Source organism: Rhodococcus cerastii, from assembly GCF_033042195.1.
Taxonomy (GTDB): Bacteria; Actinomycetota; Actinomycetes; order Mycobacteriales; family Mycobacteriaceae; genus Rhodococcoides.
In genome coordinates this window covers 18,562-37,673 of the sequence record NZ_JAWLKF010000010.1, presented here as the reverse complement: position 1 = coordinate 37,673, position 19,112 = coordinate 18,562, and the positions used below count along the sequence as shown (strand labels likewise).

Here is a 19,112-nt window from a genome sequence, read left to right as displayed (position 1 = left end):
GGCATACCCACACAGCCAGAACGGGGCCCACCCCTCGGTGAGCCCCGTTCTGTGTCGTGAATACTACGCGCCCAGGCGCTGCTTGAGGGCGTCGAATTCGTCCTGAATTCCGGTGGGCAGCTTCTCGCCGACGAAGTCGAACCACTCCTGGATCAGCGGGATTTCGGCCTTCCATTCGTCGGTGTTCACCGCGAGTGCCTCGGCGACGTCGTCGACGGTCGTGTCGAGGCCGTCGATATCGAGTGCCTCGGCGGTGGGGACCACACCGATCGGTGTCTCGACGCCTGCGGCCTTGTGCTCGATGCGCTCGACGATCCACTTGAGCACACGCGAGTTCTCACCGAATCCGGGCCACAGGAAGCGCTTGTCGTCGCCGCGGCGGAACCAGTTGACGTAGAACACCTTCGGCAGCTTCGACTCGTCGGCGTTCTTGCCCAGGTCGATCCAGTGCTGGAAGTAGTCGCCCACGTTGTAGCCGAGGAACGGCAACATGGCCATCGGATCGCGTCGGACGGTTCCGACGGTGCCCTCGGCAGCAGCGGTCTGCTCGGAGCCGACGGTGGCTCCCATGAACACGCCGTGCTGCCAGTCGCGAGCCTCGGTCACCAGCGGAACGGTGGTCTTACGACGTCCACCGAACAGGATTGCCGAGATCGGCACGCCCTGCGGGTCGTCCCACTCGGGAGCCATCGACGGGCACTGGGCCATCGGCACGCAGTAGCGCGAGTTCGGGTGCGCGGCATCGGTTCCGGACTCGGGGGTCCAGTCGTTGCCCTTCCAGTCGATCAGGTGGTCGGGCTTGCCTTCGAGGCCCTCCCACCACACGTCGCCGTCGTCGGTCATGCCGACGTTGGTGAACACCGAGTTGCCCTGGTCGATGGTCTTCATCGCGTTGGGGTTCGAGTCCCAGTTGGTTCCCGGCGCAACGCCGAAGAAGCCGTATTCCGGGTTGACGGCATAGAGACGACCGTCCTCACCGAAGCGCATCCACGCGATGTCGTCACCGATGGTCTCGGCGCGCCAGCCCGGGATGGTGGGCTGAATCATCGCGAGGTTGGTCTTGCCGCACGCGGACGGGAACGCCGCGGCGATGTAGTACGCCTTGTCCTCGGGAGAGATCAGCTTGAGGATCAGCATGTGCTCGGCGAGCCAGCCCTCGTCGTGGGCCATCGCCGATGCGATACGCAGCGAGTAGCACTTCTTGCCCAGCAGAGCGTTGCCGCCGTAGCCGGATCCGTAGCTCCAGATCTCGCGATCCTCGGGGAAGTGCGTGATGTATTTGGTGTCGTTGCACGGCCACGGCACATCGGCCTGGCCCTCGGCGAGCGGAGCGCCGAGCGAGTGCAGCGCCTTGACGTAGAAGCCATCGTCGCCGATCTTGTCGAGCGCAGCCTGGCCCATGCGGGTCATCACGCGCATCGACACGACCACGTACTCGGAGTCGGTGAGCTCGACGCCCAGCTTGGGGTCGGCCGCGTCGAGCGGGCCCATGCAGAACGGCACCACGTACATGGTGCGTCCACGCATGCAACCGCGGTAGAGATCGGTCATCAGCGTCCGCATCTCGGACGGTTCCATCCAGTTGTTGGTGGGACCGGCGTCGATCTCTTCCTTGGAACAGATGTAGGTGCGTGACTCCACGCGAGCGACGTCCGACGGATCGGAGTTGCCGAGGAACGAGTTGGGCTTCTTCTCCTCGTTGAGACGAGTGAAGGTGCCGGCCTCGACCAGCTTGCCGGTCAGGCGCTCCCATTCGGCGTCGGATCCGTCAGCGAACACCACGGAGTCCGGTTCTGTCAGTTCGGCTACCTGAGCAACCCAGGCAAGCAGTTCTTTGTGTCGAGTCGGCACATTGTCGGTGCCGCTCAAACCGGGAATGGTCGCTGAGGTCATCTAACTCTCCTGGGGTTAGCCGGAACCGGGAAGAATCCGCACGGTCGCTGTGGGCGACTACGCGCGAATGAATCTCGGTTTTCCCCTCTCGGCGGGGCGCTGCTCGGCCGTTCGAGCTGCAGTACACCATGTTACCGCGTACAGCAAGCCAAGGACCGAGCGCCGGATGTCCTGTTCATCAGGTTAACGCCGAGCGACGTGAATCCAGAAACAGGGTGTTGTCCGATTGGTCACAAGACCGATTCAGATAGGGAAAGTTCCGTGCAAGAAGGCCCCCACCAGCGGCGATGCCAGGCCTGTACACACGCGCTAGAGCTCGCCCGATTCGGTCATTTCACCCCGGCCGATACCGTTCGCTTCTCGAAAAATCTCCCAGGTTCGGTATTGCCCGTCACGTCCGAAGGCCGTGAACTTGTCTGTCACACCGTCCCCGTCGACGTCGGTCGCCACCGTCATCCCGGCGTCGGTATGCCGCACGGTGGTCTCGTAGTGGCCGTCGCCGTCGAGATCGAACAGGTCCGTCGAGACCGTGGGCGCGCCCGGATCGTCGACCTCGTGGGGCTCGACCTGCTCGGTGAGGAAATCCCCTGCTGCGAAGCCATCCACCGCGATCATCGACGCTCCTCACTCGACCAACCAACCTGACGAACCGACACTGCACCTACTGACTCCGACGCACCGGCTCGTCGAACGGTTCCCCGTGCGTGGAAGAAAGAGGGACCGATCCACGAAATCGCTCGAGGCCCCGCTCCAGCGCAGACAGATCGCGATCGCAGGCAGACAACAGCGCCGATCGGTGGTCGGCGAGCCGGCGCAGCTCGGCGTCCACCTCGGCCAGTGCGACGTCGATGCGGGCCACTGCGTGCCGGTCCGCACTCGCGACAGCGGCCGCGAGCATCGACTCGGCGTCGAGAATCCGCGAGAGCAACCGCTGCTCCACCGACGATTTCACCCGAGCCACCGTTTCCTGCGTCCAACCGCGCAGGTGGGCGCGGTCGGCCACCAACGACCTCGAGCGCGTGATCCACCAGGCGAGCGCACCACCGAGGACGAGAGTGATCACGGTGTTGGCAACCGCCCAGGCCGGCACCAGCGCCATCGGCGAGACCACCAGCCGCCCGAGTCCCACCCCCGCCGACGCGCCGACCACGATCATGACGACATCCTCGACGCCCCGGCGCCGGGACGGCTCCCCGATATCGAGCGGGGCGTCCGCGACCGACTCCGCCTGCCGCGGCGTGAGCCCGAGCTCGGTCTCCACCGCCCGCAATCGGGCCGTGAGCGCCGCGTCGGCTCGATTCCGAGCACCGCGCGCAGACTCGGCGACGTGCGCTGGAAGGTGAGTGAGTTCGGCACGCCCGGCTCCGTCGATCGTGCGCTTGACCTCGGCGGTCAGAGCTCGAAAGTCTTCGGCGGCGGTATGGACGGACTCCACGCGTACTCGTTGAATTCGATTGTGCAGCAGCGCCCGTCGATCACCACCGAGATTGTCCCGTTCGCCGACGAGCTCGGCTCGCCGCGCACGGAGTTCGGCCGTATCACTACCGCCGGTCACCGCGCGCGCTCTCGCCACGATCGACGCTCTGGCTCCGGATGCGCAGTCCTGCACTGCCGCAGCATATTTACGCTCGGTTCCGAGAGCCGCGGTCTGCAGCAGCACAACGCCGAGCCGGTCCGCCACTGCTCCGAGACCCGACTCCGCGGACATCGCAGCGTCACCGCTCTCCCGGCCCATCCGCGCCAACCGAACCGAAATCGGATGGAACGTGCACTCCACCGCCCGTGGGACGCACTCGGCAACGACATCGGTGTCGGCAGAAACCACCTCACGCCAGTGCCGATGCACGTCGATCTTGTTCACCACGAACACGACCGGTGTGGATTCGAGGGCTGCTCGCCACTGCTCGACCTCGACGCGACCCACCGGGGCCGACGCGTCGACGACGATCATCACGACCGCCGCATCGGCCACCGAATCCGTGAATTCGATGGCGGAACCGACGAGCCGGGACAGCTCACGGCGCAGTTCGGACTTGCCCGACCCTGCAGTACCGGTGAGGTGAACCCCGGCAGGTCGACTGACCCTGGCGCGCTCGATCTCGTCCAGGGCACTGGAATCCCAGCGTCGTAGAACACTTTTCATGTCCTCCGACAGCGGGATCACCGGCGCAGCATTCGTACGTGGCCTCGGCACAGTGCGAGTGCGGCGCGACGTACGTCGGGATCGACGGCTGCGGCCGCCCGCCTCTTCCACAGCACCGCCTGCTCCGACGCGACCTGCTCCGAACCGGTCTCGATCGGCACTCCCAGACGTAGAGCTGCACAGCGCATTTCGGCAGCCACCGCCTCGTCCGAGGCCAGGTACGACTCGACAGCGGCACGAACACGCCGATGACCGGCGGAGATCTGTTGCATGCTGCGATGCAGCTCTGCGTCCCGAGCCGCTGCGGCCGCCGACACGGCCGTGGAGACCGCGGCGATCAGGGCATCGGCCCCGGTGGCGTCGGCCAGCATGCGCACCGCATCGCCGTCGGACACGGCGGGTCGCTGCCGCAGTACGTCGACCAGCAGGGCGAGACCACGCAGTTCGATGCATTCGATCAGAGCTTCTCTGCGACGCGTCGACACCTCGATGTCGACGGCGCGAAACCGATCGACGGTCATCAGATCGGTCGGGCGCAGATCGGCCGCCGCAACGGCTCGTACGTCGGCCATGTCCAGAGGCGCGCCGGCTCGGCCCACTCCCCGCATGCCCGCCGCGGTCGCTCCCATCACCGGCAACACCGTCCGCCCCAGCTGCTGTGAGGCCGCTACTGCGTCTGCTGCGGGATCGTCGAGTGTGTCCGCCTTCGTCAGCACGACGACGGTCCCGTCCAGAACACCCCTCGGCCTCGAACTCAGCAATGCGATGTCGACCGGCGACACCGCTCCCGCGATCACGTGGACGAGCACTTCGCCCTTGCTGTTGTCCGTCCTGCTCTCGCGCCATCGGACATCGAGGCCGTCGGCGTCGAGCGGCACCGACTCGAGAACGGCGAGAACAGCGGATTTCCCGACGCCGGCGCGGCCGGTCACCCGTGCGGTCAGCGGCAGCAGGCGATCGTGGACGGTATTTTCGACGGCCTCGCGTGCGTCGGTCGACGCGACCCGGTCACGCAACAGGCCCAGACCGGCCTCGGCGACATCCATGATCGATTCCCCCCAGAACGATCCCGCCGCCACTTTCCGGACGCGACGCACAGCCCCCTGCTGCGGCACCGATTCTGGCACATGCGGGCGCTCGCGAGCCGATCGAAACGAATTGCATCGTTGTAATTAGTCGGGTGCGTCCCACCGCTGATCAGCGGTTGGACGGCAAGTCTCAACTTCAACTCGAGACCCACCTGTCACACGCCCCGTCGATGCGCGACAATGGACCGGTGAACGAGCCCCAGGACACCTCTGTCGACACCGAGGAGAACGCCGTGCAGACCCAGGAACGGGGCTCACGACTCTACCCACGCGTGACGAGTTTCCGCTCTCGGCGCGGAGCGCTGACCGAGGCGCAGCAGACCACCTGGGACAGCCTGTGGCCGCGCATCGGCCGCGACGTCGCCGACGAGCAGATCGACATCGACGCCTGGTTCGGGCGCAGCGGCCCGGCGATTCTCGAGATCGGCTCGGGTACCGGTACGGCCACCACGGCGATGGCCTCGGCCGAGCCGCACGTCAACCTCATGGCCGTCGAGGTCTACCGCCCCGGCCTGGCGCAGACACTGCAGCAGATCGAACGAGAAGGCATCGAGAACGTTCGATTGCTGCGCGGTGACGCGATGGACGTGCTCGAGAACATGCTGTCCTCGCAGTCGCTGACCGGCGTCCGCGTCTTCTTCCCCGACCCATGGCCCAAGGTTCGGCACCACAAGCGTCGGCTGCTGCAGGGGCCGACTTTCGCGATGATCGCGGATCGGTTGAAGCCCGGTGGCGTTCTGCACGTGGCAACCGATCATGCCGAATACGCTGAGTGGATTGCCGAGGCCGGGAACGCCGAGCCCGGTCTGACCGTTCTCGATTGGGAATCGCCCATGACACACGAGCGACCGGTGACCAAGTTCGAGGGCAAAGCACAGCTGGTCGGTAGCTCGGTGACGGAATTGATCTGGGGAAAGAAGACAGCATGAGCGTCAGTACGGACATGCCCGACACCGTGGTCGACCCCTCAGAACTCGGTGCCATCGGTGAAACGCGCCACAGCAAACGCGTCCTGCTGGTCTGGGATGCCCCGAACCTGGACATGGGACTGGGCGCAATTCTGGGTGGCCGACCCACCGCCGCCTACCGTCCGCGCTTCGATGCCCTGGGCCGATGGCTGCTCAGCCGCACCGCCGAACTCTCCGCCTCGGGCACCGCGACGCTCGAACCCGAGGCCACGGTGTTCACCAACATCGCCCCCGGCAGCGCAGATGTGGTCCGACCCTGGGTCGAAGCATTGCGTAACGTGGGATTCGCGGTGTTCGCCAAGCCCAAGGTCGACGAAGACAGTGACGTCGACGCAGACATGCTCGACCACATCGACTTCCGCAACCGTGACGGCGGCCTTGCCGGTGTCATGGTCGCGTCCGCCGACGGTCAAGCGTTCAAGGGGCCGCTGGAGGCCATCGCAGCGACCGGAGTGCCCGTACAGGTACTGGGATTCCGGGAGCACGCAAGCTGGGCTGTCACGTCGGACATCCTGGAATTCCTCGACCTCGAGGACATCCCGGGCGTCTTCCGTGAGCCACTGCCTCGGGTGAGTCTCGATTCGCTCCCCGACGAGGGCGCGTGGCTGCAGCCCTTCCGACCGCTGTCCGCCCTGCTCGTCGGGCGCCAAGGAGTTTCTTAAGTGTTCGCCAGATGGGGAGACATCGTCTACCGGCTGCGGTACACCGTTATCGGTGTCATGGTGGCCGGACTGCTGGGCTTCGCCGCCTACGGTCTCGATCTCAACAGCCATCTCAGTCAGAGCGGTTGGGACGATCCGACGTCGGAATCGGCTGAGGCTGCCCGTCTGGCAGACACGACCTTCGGTCGCGACAAGCAGGGCGACGTCATCGTCCTCTACACCGCCCCCGAGGGCTCGACCATCGATGATCCGGCGTTCCAGTCGGCGATCACCGACAACTTGAACTCTCTGGTTGCCGACCATCCGGACCAGATAGAGAAGATCAACGGCACGTACTTTCCCGGGACGGGCGCGCCCAACCTCGCTGCACTCGGCACCACCGACAAACAGCACGCCATCGCCAGCATCGCCATCGCCGGAGCCAACGACACCGAACTGACCAACAACTTCCAGGCCGTAAAGGACGTCTTCTACATCGACGGCGTGGACGTGCAGGTGACAGGCCTGCAGGCCGTCGCGGGGGCATTGCAGTCGACGATGGCCGGCGACATCCAGCGCATGGAGATCCTCGCCATCCCTGCCGTGGCAGTACTGCTGTTCTTCATCTTCGGCGGCGTCGTGGCCGCCGCTCTTCCGCTGATCATCGGTGGCCTGACGGTCGTCGGTGCCAACGGCATCGTGAAGGTGTTCACCAACTTCACCGAGGTCAACTCGTTCGTCGCGCCCGTGGTCTCGCTCGTCGGCCTCGGCTTGGCGATCGACTACGGATTGTTCATCGTCTCGAGATTCCGAGAAGAACTCGGCGACGGCTACTCGACGCCACAGGCCGTGCGCCGGACCGTCATGACGGCCGGTCGCACCGTGGTGTTCTCGGCGACGATGATCGTCGCGTCCCTCGGTGGTCTGTTGCTGTTCCCGCAGGGCTTCCTCAAATCGGTCGCCTACGGTTCGATCGCCACCGTCGCGCTCGCCGCCCTGACGGCCATCACGATCCTGCCCGCGATGCTCGCCATTCTCGGCCCTCGCGTCGACGCGCTCGGTCTGAAGTTCATGCGCAAGACCAAGTCGAGCGAGGAGATCGAGAACGGCATGTGGGGCCGCCTCACCCGCTGGGTGATGCGCAACCCCGTCAAGGTCACCGTGCCCATCGTGCTCGGCCTGGTGCTCCTGACGCTGCCCGTCGGCAACATCAAGTTCGGCGGTATCAACGAGACCTATCTGCCTCCGGACAACGTGACCCGCGAGGCACAGGCCGAGTTCGATTCGCTCTTCCCCGGCCAGCGCACAGAGCCGATCAAGCTGGTGATCAGCAACGCACAGGGGCCCAACCTCGCAGCGATCACCAACCAGGCCAACAATGCGCCGGGATTGATCGAGCAGTTCACTCCCAACGGGGCCAGCAAGGACGGCATCATCGTCTTCAAGGCCGGACTGGTCGATCGCAACGACTCCAAGCCCGCCATCGACTTCCTGCGCAGTATCGACGTGCCAGAGGGAGCGTCGGTTCTCGTCGGCGGTACGCCTGCCATCGAGCAGGACTCCATCAGTGCACTCATCGACAAGCTGCCGTTGATGGCCGTGCTCGTGGTGTTCATCGTGACGCTGTTGATGTTCCTGACGTTCGGATCGTTGGTGTTGCCGATCAAGGCGGTGCTCATGACCGTCCTGGGCCTCGGTGCCACCATGGGCATATTGACGTGGATATTCATCGACGGCAACGGGGCGGGGCTGATGAATTTCACCCCTGGTCCGATCATGGCTCCGGTGCTGGTGCTGATCATCTCGATTGTGTTCGGCTTGTCCACGGACTACGAGGTGTTCCTGCTCTCCCGGATGGTCGAAGCACGCGAAAAGGGTGCCAGCACAAGCGAAGCCATCCGCATCGGAACCTCGCATACCGGACGCATCATCACCGCCGCGGCCCTGATCCTCATCGTCGTCACCGGAGCGTTCGCGTTCTCCGACCTGGTGATGATGAAGTACATCGCCTACGGCATGATCGCCGCCCTCATCATCGACGCCACCCTCATCCGCATGTTCCTCGTGCCCGCCACGATGAAACTGCTCGGCGACGACTGCTGGTGGGCCCCGCAGTGGATGAAGCGAATCCAGCAGAAACTCGGACTCGGCGAGACCATCCTCGAGGACGAGCTTCTCCCCATGGAAGACGTGCCCGAGCTCGCGCTCGCAGGCGGTGCACCGTCGAGTACCGTCGCGCCGCCGATGCGCCCGGCACCGCGCCGCAACGAGCCGCTCACCGAGCCCATTCCGGTGGTCGCACCGCATGGTGGGGGTCCCATTCGGGCGACCCACGCCGCGAAGGAAGAATCCCGACGCAGTGTGACGGGACGTCCGGCAACCCCACCGGAGCCGACCCGTGCGGCACCGACCACACCTCCGGCACCGGCTGCGCGCCCGACTCCTCCCCAGGGCCAGACTCCTACCCAGGCCCAGGCTGCTCCGCAGGACCGACCCGCTGCTCGGCCCGCCCCGAGCCGGCCGGTGGCACCGCGCCCGACCGTCGAGCCGGAGCCGACCCAGGCAGCAGAGATCGTCCGGCCCGCACCGCCGGTCAACCCGGTGGCTGCTCCCCCGTCGGCGGAGCCGCCTCGTGCACCGAGCGCACCGCGTCCGACCGTCGAGCCGCCGAGCCGAACCCGTGCTGCTCGCGCACCTCGCGCGGAGGAACCGGATTCGCGTTCCATCGAGAGCTGGCTCGCCGACCTGCGAGCACCCAGCGCATCACCGCCCCCGAGCACACCGCGCAACGGCTCGACCGCGAACGGCTCGAACCACAACGGTACGAACCACAACGGTTCGACCGCGAACGGCTCGGACCACAGCGGTGACGACGAGAACAGCTCGCCGCAGAACGGTTCCGAACGCAACGGGCACAGCGGCGTCGAGTCCGAACGCAACGGCACCGAGCCGAACGGCACCGAACGCAACGGCAGCAACGGGTCCGCGTCGAGCGAGACACCGTCCGAGAAGCCGTCGGGCCGTCGGGCCGCACCGACCACCGAGGGCGGCGACAGCGGTCGTCATCGCGGCGGGGAGAACGGACACGTTCTCAGCGTCAGTGAACTACTCGCGCGCGAGCGCAACCGTTCACGCTGACCCCGATGTGATTGGGGCGAAACAACTCCCGAGAACTCCTGACCCCACCCCCGCACCGCGTCAATGAACCACTGCACCGTCGAGACGCATGCAGTGGTCCATTGACGCAGCAGGGGGATCAGCGGGAAACTGCCGCACTTTCTCGGTCCGCGAACACCTTGGCGTATCGGGTACCGGCGATCAAGAGCAGCAATCCCACGGCGATGAAGGCGATGACTCGGAAGAGTCCGTCCAGAGCGACGAGGTCGAACAGAAACAGTTTCGCGATGGCTGCGGCGGTCAAGGACAGTCCGGCCAGCAGGGCCAGATGAGCGTGCGTGACGCTGCGCAGCCCGAAGGCCAGTAGTGCGAAGGCTGCGATCATCCACTCGATGGTTGCCGCGGTGTGGCCTGCGGTGAATCCTGTTGTTTCGCCGCCGATTCCGATGCCGAGGGTCACCGTTGCCGTCGTCAAGCCGTACAGGGCAAGTACGCCGGAGACGATGCCGAGGGTCTGCAGTCCGTCGTCGACCAGTTTCAGTTCGGCCAGCACGTAGACGAAAGCGAGTGCCGTTGCAGCGAGCAGGATTCCACCGAGAGAGATACCGACACTGCCGACGGCTAGATCGGAGTCGAGCAGCGCCTGCGGCGGGCTGACCGAGACGAACATCAACGTACCGATCACGCCGAATCCGCTGCCGATCGAGTATGCGAGAGTCGAGCGGGTGCTGTGGGCCACCGCGATCAGAGCCGAGGCGACTGCGAACATCACGACCGGGCGAATCTCGAGGGTCGTCGACTCGACTGCGGCCTGCAGCGTCGCCAGGGCTCCGACCACCGCGACGGTGATGCGAGCGTGCCCCGGCAACCAGTTCACCAGAATCACGATCGCCAGAGCCGCAGCAGCAAGAACCAACTGGAGGGCGACGGTGGCCCCGCGATCGAAAACGTCGGCGGAGACCAGCACGGGCAGAGACGTGAGAGCGATCATCACGGTGGCGACCACATCGGAGACGTTGCGGCGCAACAACTCCAATGACGTGCCGATGCCGAGGAGGGCTACCGCCACGACGACCAGGAACAGCCGGAGGTCGCCGGTGGATCCGGACAGATCGGCACTCGCGATGGCAGCCAGTACCGCGCCGACGAGCGGTACGGTCCGAACGGCCTGCAGAAGTTGCCAATTCCGACCGATCTGCGCCGGGAAACTCGAGACGTAGGTGGCGACGAGGAACGCGATCAAGGTCAGGGTCAGGCCGTCGGTCAGCACCGGTCCGCACACTGCGACACCGGCGAGGATCAGCACCGCCATCGGCTGCGACTTCCACTGCACTGCGAGTGCCGTTCCGGCTGCGGCAATTCCGAATGCGGTGATCAGACCGAGCACGGGATCGAGCCAGCCGTACAGGACGGATGTCGCGAGTACATCGAGATACAGGCCCGCGATGCCGGTGGCGGCGAGGGCGATCCCGCCGACGCGTCCACCCGAGCGACCGAAGACACGGACGCCCGCACCGATCAGCGCGAGTGAGAACACTGCGCCCGCCGCGACCCTCAGCGGAGGGCCGAACCACCCGGCCTGGGCGGCGAGAACGAGCAGCATCACGACACCGACGAGAGTGACGCCTGCGCCGGCGACAGCCAGCAGGCGGCTGATGACACCGTCACGCTGCCACCACGGTTCCCGCGGTGGAGCCGGGGGCCTGGGTGCGACGACCGGTCCCCTCGGCGGCGTGGGGTAGGGCGGGGCAGGCTGGGGCCGAACCATCTGCTGTCCCATCGGCTGACGGACAGCTTGGCCGAACGGCTGACCGTAGGGCTGCGGGGGCAACGACGGTGGCGCCACCGGCGGCGGAACGGCAGGGGCTGGAGCAGGGGCCTGACGAGGAGCGGCACCCGCGGCACCGAGTTGCGACTGCAGTGTCTGCAGATCGACGGCCACCTGGCGCATGTGGTCGCCCAGGGAATCGAAGCGGCTGGACAGTCGCGCGACGAGTTGCGGATCCAGCCCGGAGTTCTGGGAAGAAGTCATGGGTTCGATCCTGCGACCGTCGCGGCCGAAAAGCGTGAGTAGTGCTACTCGGATTCCTCGAGTAGAAGCGCCTCTCTAGCCGAACATGCGGCGGAACGAGCTACCGAACGGATGCTTGGCGGTCACCGAGCCCAGGCGGACCTTGCCCGAGACCACGAGGTGCAGTGGCCCGTACGGCGGGCCGGTGCGGACCTTGTTGGTGGCGCTGCCCGCCACCGTGTCGACACCGTTGAGATCGACGGTCGCCTCGGTCGGCACGATCAGGGTCACGGTGCTGCAGTAGTCGTCGACGTGTATTTCGACCACCTGGGTGGACATGACTGCCTGGGTGAAGTCGAGTGTCACCGTGGACATGCGGGTGGCGAGGCGCAGGTTCGACGGCACGTTCCACGGGCCCTTGCGGGTGATGGTGGACATGGTGCCGCGCAGTGTGTCCGACGCGCCGCTGCCGTGCCCCCAGTGCTCCTGAACGACGCGGCGCGGGGTCGGTTGCGGGGTGGGCGCGGCGAAGGATCTCGGTGCCGGGCGATGTTCCTCGGCGATCTGCATCCCGGGCAGGTCGGCGAGAACAGAGTTCAGTTCACCGCGGGTCTTCGACGCCAATGCGGTGTCCATTCGCTCGGTGAACTCACCGAGCGAGAGCATGCCCTGGCCCACGGCGCGCTGCAGCAGCTCTCCGACGTGCTCGCGTTCGGCATCGGACACTCGTAGATCCCTTGCCTCCATGTGATCAGGGTAGCGAAGATCTCACGCTGCGCGACCGCCCAGGACGGAGAGCATTCCGGACACCGACGCGGGCCATCCGAACTGTTCGGCGCGCAACCTGGCGGCGATGCGGCGGCCGTCGACCGGCAGTTCGAGTACTCGTTCTATCTCGGCGGCGAATCCGTCTGCGGTGTTCTCGGAGGATCCACCGCAGTGCGGGGTGACGATCTGCGCCAGCGCCGAGGTCTCGGAGACGACGACGGGCGTACCTGCGGCGAGCGATTCCAACGCGGCGAGCCCGAATGTCTCGTGCGGTCCCGGCGCGAGAGCGATGTCCGCGGAAGCCAGCAGGGCCGCGACGGCCGCTCTGCCGTCGACGAACCCGAGGAATTCGACGGGTAGACCGCGGGCGCGTCGTTCGAGGCCGGCTCGGCGGGGGCCGTCGCCGGCGATGACGAGCCGTGCCCGCATTCCCGAATCACAGAGTGCAGCAAGCGAATCGATGCTTCTCTCGACGTGTTTCTCCACCGACAGTCGGCCGCAGTGCACGAGCAGCCGGTCGGCGCTGCCCAGCCATGCGGACCGTTCGCCGGCAATGCGGCGACGCGGATGGAAGAGGTCGAGATCCACACCGAGCGGTACCCGTTGCACGTTCCGAACGCCGATGCGCTCGAACTCCTGTTGCGCGAACTCGGTGGTGCACACGACGGCGTCGTACTGTTCGGCGGTACGCCGGTTGGCCAGATCGGCCAACGGACGGGCGCAGCGCATCGGCATCGTCTGGGCGAGCAGTCGGTCCAGGCGTTCGTGGGAGATCATCACGCTCCGTACGTCTCGACGCGCTGCCCAGCCGCCCATGCCGCGCAGCGTCAGACGGTCCGATACCTCGATCACGTCGGGCCGCAGTCCGGCTGCCACCGAGGACACCCGGCGCGGGTCGGCCACTCGATACCCACCGGTGAGCGGGATCTGCGGTGCAGGCACCTCGATGCGCACCACTCCCGACGGCAGAAGCGTCTCGCTCCGTCGATCTCCCGGCACGATCAGAATCACCTCGTGGCCGCTCGCGACGTACCCCGATCCGAGCTGGTCGACGGCCGTCCGCAATCCCCCGGACCTCGGTCCGTAGAAGTTGGCGAGTTGGACGATGCGCACTCGACCAGTCTTCCCAGCGACAAGTCCGCCCGACGGCGCGGCGATGGATGGTGACCGAACCTTCGCGGAATTTCTGTGTGGGGATCGCTACCAACGGGTAGGTGGAACAGATGCGAGTGACACTGCAATCCACCGGTAACGCCCCCGCCGCCGAGGTCTGGGAGCGCTACATGGAACCGACGGCCTGGAGAACCTGGGCACCGCAGATCATCGGCGTCGAGTACCGCGGCGAGCGGCTGGACGCCGACACCACCGGCCGAGTACTGGGGCCGTTGGGCGTGCCGATCGACTTCCGGGTGCATTCGGTCGACGAGCAGTCGTGGACGTGGGCGTGGTCGGCGTGGTTCCAGAACCAGGCCATCGGGGTCGACCTGACGCACGGCGTGGTCTCACGCCCCAGCGGCACCAGGGCGTGGCTGACGATCGACGGCCCACTGCCGCTGGTTCTGCCGTACGTGCCGGTCGCCAAGTTCGCGCTCGGCAGGTTGTGCGCCCAGTAGCTACTCGGACCGTGTGACGGTCTTCTCGTCCGACTTGTCGGCGACGTCGGTCGGCTCGGGCGTCGGTAGCGAAGAATCCTCACCCGACCCGTCCAGATGGCCGTCGAATTCGTCGATCGCCTCGTCACGCTCGTCGCCGGTCTGATCGAGATCGGCGTCGACACCCTTCGAGTGCTTCGCCGGGTCGACGGTGGTGTCCACTGATTTTTCGTTGTCGGTCATGGGATGCAGAGTGCCCCTGAGCTACCGACGCAAACCCTCACAGCCCTTTTTCGATGACGTATCGGGTCAGTTCGACGCGGTTGGCCAGTTGCAATTTTCGCAGGGTCGCCTGGACGTGATTTTCGACGGTGCGATGGCTCAGCGTCAGTCGGGTCGCAATCTGCTTGGCGCTCAGACCCTTTGCGACCAGGCGTAGCACTTCGGTTTCGCGGTCGGTCAGCGTCGGGCGGGTGTCGGATTCCGGTTGTGGCGACGTCGACATCCGCCGGAACTCTCCGAGCACCAGGCCCGCGAGGCCGGGAGTGAACACCGCCTGCCCGGCCGACGTGGCGCGGACCGCGTCGAACAGTTCCTCGGCCGATGCACTCTTGACCAGGTAACCAGTCGCTCCGGCCTTGATGGCGTCGAGCACGTCGTTGCGTTCCGCGGACGCCGAGAGCACGAGGATTCTCGTCTGCGGCGATGCCTCCAGGACGGCGACGGTGGCGTCGGCTCCGTTGCCGTCCGGCAGATGCATGTCCATCAGCACGACGTCGGGAGTGGTGGCTCGCGCGCGGCGGCCGGCAGCGGCGACACCGTCTGCCGTGGCGACAACCCTGAATCCGGCAGCGTCGAGATCTCGGGCGACGCCGTCGCGCCACATCGGGTGATCGTCGACGACCATCACCGCGATGTCGGCATTCGTGTCCTCGGTCATCGAAGTCCCTTCGTTCGAGGAATGCGGATCTCCCATTCGGTTCCCTCGCCCTCCTCGGTGTCGAGTATCGCAGTACCACCGAGAGATTCGACGCGGCCGAGTATCGATTTCGAGACGCCCATCCGGCCTTCCGCTTCGGCGGCGGCGAGCCGTCCGGCCGGGATTCCGCGGCCGTCGTCGCGAATGCTGACGATCAATTCCCCGTCGACGTCCTCGAGCAGCACGTAGGCCTTCGCATCGGCACCGGCGTGCAGCTCGACGTTGGACAGTGCGGTCGCCACGACAGCGGCGAGCTCCTCGGCGACGTCGGAGTCGACGAGCACCGGATCGGCCGGAGTCGAGACAGCCACTGAGGAACCCGCCTGAGTTCGCAGCAGCGCCCGCACGTCGACGATCGAATCGGCGTGATCGCCACGCGGAGCCGCCTGTTCCGAGATCAGCACCCGCAGAGCGACCTCCTGCTCGCCGGCCAGCTCGGCGAGTTCGGCTGCCGGCCCGCCTATTTCGAGCCCACGCCGGCGCACCAGGGCCAGTACCTGCAGCACTCCGTCGTGCACCTGCCGGGCCAGCCGTTCACGCTCTTCGGTGATCGCAGCCGAACGTGCTGCCCGACGCAGTTCTTCGTGGGCGCGCCGGGCGGTGTTCGACGCCATCCCCAGCGCCAGTCCAGCAGAGAGCAGCACCGGGGCGGTGGCGTCGGACCAGAGGTCGGAGTCGAACCGGTCGCGGACGAGTGCGCTGACCACCGACATCGCCACTCCCGACGCGATCCCGCCCTTGGGACCCAACAGGATTGCGGCGGAGATGACCGCGTTGGTCGCCCACAGTGTGGTCGGCAATGTTTGCCGGGTGCTGTACCAGTCGTAATCGGCCACCAGCCGTGTCGACGCCATCAGGGCGACGACGATCACCTGATCGGCGAGCACCACCTGCCAGCGCGGAAGCGAGGCGCGCGCGAGCATCAGAGCCGACGCCCCCGACCACACGGCCATCAGCGCCACCAGCATCCAGCTCAACCGCGGATTGGTGTAATTGTCGACGGTGGCCACCTGGTAGCCGACGGCGTAGACGAGGGTGACCAGCCGAAAGACCTGGGAGGCACGCCACAGCGGGGTGTCGGGATCGGACGAGGCGAGCGTGGTCCTGGCCCGATCAGCCGTCTGCATCGGTCTTCTCGTTCGGAGTCTTCAACTCTCCCTTGGGGAGTCGCTCCGGCTCGTCGCTACCGGGAGGAGTGTGCGGGTCGCTCGGCTCGGCGGAGTACAGCGGGTCGGGCACCTCGAGTTCCTCGTAGACCTCGTCCGGGTCGGCGGCCAGCAGCGACCGCACAGCGGTGTTGAGGACGGCGACGATCGGTACGGCCAGCAGGCCTCCGACGATGCCCGCGAGCAGAATGCCGACGGTGATGGACAGGACCACCGCCAACGGGTGCAGTCGCACGGCGCGGCCCAGCAGGAGTGGTTGCAGCACATGGCCTTCGAGCTGCATGACGGCCACCACGATGCCGAGGGTGATGACCGCGGTGATCAGGCCCTTGGTGACGAGTGCGATGAACACCGCGACGAATCCGGTCAGCACCGCACCGATGATCGGGATGAACGCGCCGATGAACACCAACGAGGCCAGTGGGAGTGCCAGTGGCACACCGAGAATGGCCAGCCCGGCTCCGATGCCGATGGCATCGGCGGCCGCGACGGCAACCGTCGCCCGGACGTATCCCACCAGCGACCCGAAGCCCTGGATGCCTGCGGTGCGGATTCTTCTGCGTGCCGCGGTCGGTGCCAGCCGGGTGACGAACTGCCAGATCTGATCTCCGCCGTACAGGAAGAAGATGAGGACGAAGAGCGTGAGCAACGCGCCGGTGAGTATCTCGCCGATCACCGCCGCAGTGGTCAGCGCTCCGCTGGTGACGGCCTCCTGATTGTCCTGAACGACCTTCACGAGGCTGTCCGTGGCCTGCCTGATCTGATCCTCGCTGATGTGCAGCGGGCCGTTGCTGAGCCATTCCTCGATGCCGTTGATGGACTGGGTGAACTGATCACCCACCTGCGGTAGGCCCTCGATGAACTGCTCGACGATGAAGGTCATGATGCCGGCGACGACACCGATGCTGGCGATGATCACGACGATCACCGCGACGGCGCGTGGCACTCCGCGTCGGTGCATCCAATCGACGACGGGAACGAGCATCGCCGACGCCAGGAGCGCAAGACCGAGCGGAATGACGACGGTGCTGAGTTTGGCTACCACCAGGCAGAACGTGATGAATCCGGCAAACAGGACAAGCAGTCGCCACGTCCATTCCGCGCCGACCCGCACCAGCGGATGCACCGAATCCGCAGCCGAACTGGGGCCCGGGGACGCCCCCGTACCTTGCGCCCGCAACTCGTCGGTGCTCACCCGCTAAATTTAACCCGTGCTGGCATCTTTCCGAGCGGTCTCGCTCACCCTGAAGAGTCGCTGGCCGCTCTATATGCTCTCGATGCTCATCGCCAACGTCTTCGGTGCGGTGCTCGTGTTCGCCTTCGTGCGGTACGGCCTGCCCATCCCCGAGTCGCAATCGATCGTCGCCGACCGCGTCCGCAACGTGTACATCTTCGGGGCGTACCTCCTGGTGGCGCTGGTCGTCAGCCTGATCTACGCGTACTTCCTCCTGCGTTCGGTGATCCGGTGGCAGCTCCGCGGTGGCCCACCCACCCGCAAGGAGCAGATGACGACGCTGCACGCGCCGTTGCGTCAGGCGATCGTGCACCTCATTCTGTGGATCATCGGCGGCATCATCTTCGTGCTGTTGACCATCGCGGAGATGCCGTCGTTGTCCATCGCCGTCATCGTCACCGTCGGTATGGCGGCCACCGTGACGTTCGGATTCACGTACATGCTCGGCGAGCGAATCCTGCGACCGGTCGCGGCACTGGCGTTGAGCGAGGGCAGATTCGACCGCACGATGACCCCCGGCGTCGGTACCCGCATGGCGATGACCTGGGGCCTGGGCACCTTGATGCCCGTCATCGGCATCATTCTGCTGTGCGCCACGCAGCTGACCACCGATCTGGTGTTCTCCCCCAACGCGCTCGCCGTGGCCATCATCCTGCTCAGCGTGCTGGCCATCGTGCAGGCATTCGTACTCTCGATGCTCACCGCGAGCCAGATCTCCGACCCGATCAGTCAGCTGCACAGCGCCATCGAGCGAGTTCAGCGCGGCGAGACCGATGTCGAGGTCGACGTGTTCGACGGTTCCGAGATCGGACGCCTACAGGTGGGCTTCAACCGAATGATGGAGGAATCGGCCGAACGACGCGTCCTGCGGGAGTTGTTCGGCCAGCACGTCGGTGAGGACGTGGCGCGTCGGGCATTGCAGTTCGGAACCGAGCTCGGCGGCGAGACACGATTCGTCGCAGTGCTGTTCGTCGACATGGTCGGCTCCACCGCCACCGCCTCCGAGCGTCCGCCGAGCGAGGTCGTGGTGTTGCTCAACGAGTTCTTCCGGGTAGTCGTCGACGTCGTCGGGCGTCATCACGGGTTCGTCAACAAATTCATGGGCGACGCGGCCCTCGCGATCTTCGGTGCCCCATTGGATCGTCCCGACGCGCCGACCGCCGCGCTCGCCGCCGCGCGTGAACTGCGATTCGCGTTGGACGAGATCACCGGCCTCGACATCGGCATCGGCGTATCGGCAGGTCTGGCCGTCGCCGGCAACATCGGCGCGTCGGAACGCTTCGAGTACACGGTCATCGGAGACCCGGTCAACGAGGCATCCAGGCTCACCGAGCTGGCGAAACTGCGACCAGGACGCGTCCTGGCGTCGACCTCGGCCCTGTATTTCGCCGACGACGAGGAACAGGAACAGTGGGAGTTGGGAGACCAGGTTCAACTACGTGGTCGACGGCGGGCAACCCACCTGGCCTGGCCGGTGGAGTATCCCGACTCCTCCTCCAGCGACGGTTAGTC

The 19,112-nt window shown here is 66.1% G+C and carries 16 protein-coding genes; 5 read left to right on the top strand and 11 right to left on the bottom strand.

The window, feature by feature from the left end:
* Window positions 1-63: 63 nt before the first annotated feature.
* From R3P93_RS17235 to R3P93_RS17220, 4 genes are all read right to left on the bottom strand, one after another.
* Window positions 64-1,893, bottom strand: coding sequence for a phosphoenolpyruvate carboxykinase (GTP) (locus R3P93_RS17235; protein ID WP_317533546.1), 1,830 nt, complete (start codon window positions 1,891-1,893; stop codon window positions 64-66).
* Between the two features lie 309 nt (window positions 1,894-2,202).
* Complete coding sequence (locus R3P93_RS17230) at window positions 2,203-2,508, bottom strand: DUF6802 family protein (protein WP_317533545.1); 306 nt, start codon at window positions 2,506-2,508, stop codon at window positions 2,203-2,205.
* A 46-nt stretch (window positions 2,509-2,554) separates the two neighbouring features.
* Window positions 2,555-4,057, bottom strand: coding sequence for a P-loop NTPase family protein (locus tag R3P93_RS17225; protein WP_317533544.1), 1,503 nt, complete (start codon window positions 4,055-4,057; stop codon window positions 2,555-2,557).
* Window positions 4,054-5,082 carry a hypothetical protein gene (locus tag R3P93_RS17220; protein WP_317533543.1) on the bottom strand — a complete coding sequence of 343 codons (1,029 nt, stop codon included), beginning with the start codon at window positions 5,080-5,082 and terminating at the stop codon, window positions 4,054-4,056. Before R3P93_RS17220 ends, R3P93_RS17225 begins: the two co-directional genes overlap by 4 nt.
* A 212-nt stretch (window positions 5,083-5,294) precedes the next feature.
* On the opposite strand from R3P93_RS17220, the gene trmB reads away from it, so the two are divergent.
* Genes trmB through R3P93_RS17205 form a run of 3 tightly spaced genes read left to right on the top strand, consistent with a single transcriptional unit; the run spans window position 5,295 to window position 9,871 of the window.
* The gene (gene trmB, locus R3P93_RS17215; protein ID WP_094639229.1) at window positions 5,295-6,053 is read left to right on the top strand and encodes a tRNA (guanosine(46)-N7)-methyltransferase TrmB; all 759 of its coding nucleotides are present in this window, start codon (window positions 5,295-5,297) and stop codon (window positions 6,051-6,053) included.
* Window positions 6,050-6,754 carry an NYN domain-containing protein gene (locus R3P93_RS17210; protein ID WP_068049106.1) on the top strand — a complete coding sequence of 235 codons (705 nt, stop codon included), beginning with the start codon at window positions 6,050-6,052 and terminating at the stop codon, window positions 6,752-6,754. Before trmB ends, R3P93_RS17210 begins: the two co-directional genes overlap by 4 nt.
* Window positions 6,755-9,871, top strand: a complete 3,117-nt coding sequence (locus tag R3P93_RS17205) for an MMPL family transporter (RefSeq protein ID WP_317533542.1) — start codon at window positions 6,755-6,757, stop codon at window positions 9,869-9,871.
* Between the two features lie 118 nt (window positions 9,872-9,989).
* Here the strand turns inward: R3P93_RS17205 and R3P93_RS17200 are convergent, their stop codons facing one another.
* From R3P93_RS17200 to R3P93_RS17190, 3 genes are all read right to left on the bottom strand, one after another.
* The gene (locus R3P93_RS17200) at window positions 9,990-11,882 is read right to left on the bottom strand and encodes a DUF2339 domain-containing protein (RefSeq protein WP_197477971.1); all 1,893 of its coding nucleotides are present in this window, start codon (window positions 11,880-11,882) and stop codon (window positions 9,990-9,992) included.
* Window positions 11,883-11,957: 75 nt separating this feature from the next.
* Window positions 11,958-12,608, bottom strand: a complete 651-nt coding sequence (locus R3P93_RS17195; protein ID WP_094639220.1) for a DUF1707 SHOCT-like domain-containing protein — start codon at window positions 12,606-12,608, stop codon at window positions 11,958-11,960.
* Between the two features lie 21 nt (window positions 12,609-12,629).
* Window positions 12,630-13,742 carry a glycosyltransferase gene (locus tag R3P93_RS17190; RefSeq protein WP_068049066.1) on the bottom strand — a complete coding sequence of 371 codons (1,113 nt, stop codon included), beginning with the start codon at window positions 13,740-13,742 and terminating at the stop codon, window positions 12,630-12,632.
* A 110-nt stretch (window positions 13,743-13,852) separates the two neighbouring features.
* Here R3P93_RS17190 and R3P93_RS17185 point away from each other — a divergent pair, with 110 nt between their 5' ends.
* On the top strand, window positions 13,853-14,242 hold the full coding sequence (locus R3P93_RS17185; RefSeq protein WP_068049094.1) for an SRPBCC family protein: 390 nt from the start codon (window positions 13,853-13,855) through the stop codon (window positions 14,240-14,242).
* Here R3P93_RS17185 and R3P93_RS17180 read toward each other — a convergent pair whose 3' ends face one another.
* The 4 genes from R3P93_RS17180 to R3P93_RS17165 are packed head-to-tail and all read right to left on the bottom strand — an operon-like array spanning window position 14,243 to window position 17,492.
* Window positions 14,243-14,464, bottom strand: coding sequence for an autophagy-related protein 2 (locus tag R3P93_RS17180; protein WP_068049063.1), 222 nt, complete (start codon window positions 14,462-14,464; stop codon window positions 14,243-14,245).
* A 37-nt stretch (window positions 14,465-14,501) separates the two neighbouring features.
* Window positions 14,502-15,161 (bottom strand): response regulator transcription factor, encoded by a 660-nt coding sequence (locus tag R3P93_RS17175; protein ID WP_317533541.1) that lies wholly within the window; start codon window positions 15,159-15,161, stop codon window positions 14,502-14,504.
* Window positions 15,158-16,327, bottom strand: coding sequence for a MacS family sensor histidine kinase (gene macS / locus R3P93_RS17170; protein ID WP_317533540.1), 1,170 nt, complete (start codon window positions 16,325-16,327; stop codon window positions 15,158-15,160). The genes R3P93_RS17175 and macS overlap by 4 nt, the downstream gene beginning before the upstream one ends.
* Entirely contained in the window at window positions 16,314-17,492 is a 1,179-nt protein-coding gene (locus tag R3P93_RS17165) for an AI-2E family transporter (RefSeq protein WP_149407095.1), read from the bottom strand. Before R3P93_RS17165 ends, macS begins: the two co-directional genes overlap by 14 nt.
* Before the next feature lie 142 nt (window positions 17,493-17,634).
* Here R3P93_RS17165 and R3P93_RS17160 point away from each other — a divergent pair, with 142 nt between their 5' ends.
* On the top strand, window positions 17,635-19,110 hold the full coding sequence (locus tag R3P93_RS17160) for an adenylate/guanylate cyclase domain-containing protein (protein WP_068049088.1): 1,476 nt from the start codon (window positions 17,635-17,637) through the stop codon (window positions 19,108-19,110).
* Window positions 19,111-19,112: the final 2 nt, after the last annotated feature.

What these genes read in the sequence shown, in the direction of transcription:
- R3P93_RS17200 (WP_197477971.1), bottom strand. Translation starts at nt 11,882, where the DNA reads ATGACTTCTTCCCAGAACTCCGGGCTGGATCCGCAACTCGTCGCGCGA.
- macS (WP_317533540.1), bottom strand. Translation starts at nt 16,327, where the DNA reads ATGCAGACGGCTGATCGGGCCAGGACCACGCTCGCCTCGTCCGATCCC.
- R3P93_RS17220 (WP_317533543.1), bottom strand. Translation starts at nt 5,082, where the DNA reads ATGGATGTCGCCGAGGCCGGTCTGGGCCTGTTGCGTGACCGGGTCGCG.
- R3P93_RS17210 (WP_068049106.1), top strand. Translation starts at nt 6,050, where the DNA reads ATGAGCGTCAGTACGGACATGCCCGACACCGTGGTCGACCCCTCAGAA.
- R3P93_RS17185 (WP_068049094.1), top strand. Translation starts at nt 13,853, where the DNA reads ATGCGAGTGACACTGCAATCCACCGGTAACGCCCCCGCCGCCGAGGTC.
- R3P93_RS17230 (WP_317533545.1), bottom strand. Translation starts at nt 2,508, where the DNA reads ATGATCGCGGTGGATGGCTTCGCAGCAGGGGATTTCCTCACCGAGCAG.
- R3P93_RS17180 (WP_068049063.1), bottom strand. Translation starts at nt 14,464, where the DNA reads ATGACCGACAACGAAAAATCAGTGGACACCACCGTCGACCCGGCGAAG.
- trmB (WP_094639229.1), top strand. Translation starts at nt 5,295, where the DNA reads ATGCGCGACAATGGACCGGTGAACGAGCCCCAGGACACCTCTGTCGAC.
- R3P93_RS17195 (WP_094639220.1), bottom strand. Translation starts at nt 12,608, where the DNA reads ATGGAGGCAAGGGATCTACGAGTGTCCGATGCCGAACGCGAGCACGTC.
- R3P93_RS17235 (WP_317533546.1), bottom strand. Translation starts at nt 1,893, where the DNA reads ATGACCTCAGCGACCATTCCCGGTTTGAGCGGCACCGACAATGTGCCG.
- R3P93_RS17160 (WP_068049088.1), top strand. Translation starts at nt 17,635, where the DNA reads ATGCTCTCGATGCTCATCGCCAACGTCTTCGGTGCGGTGCTCGTGTTC.
- R3P93_RS17175 (WP_317533541.1), bottom strand. Translation starts at nt 15,161, where the DNA reads ATGACCGAGGACACGAATGCCGACATCGCGGTGATGGTCGTCGACGAT.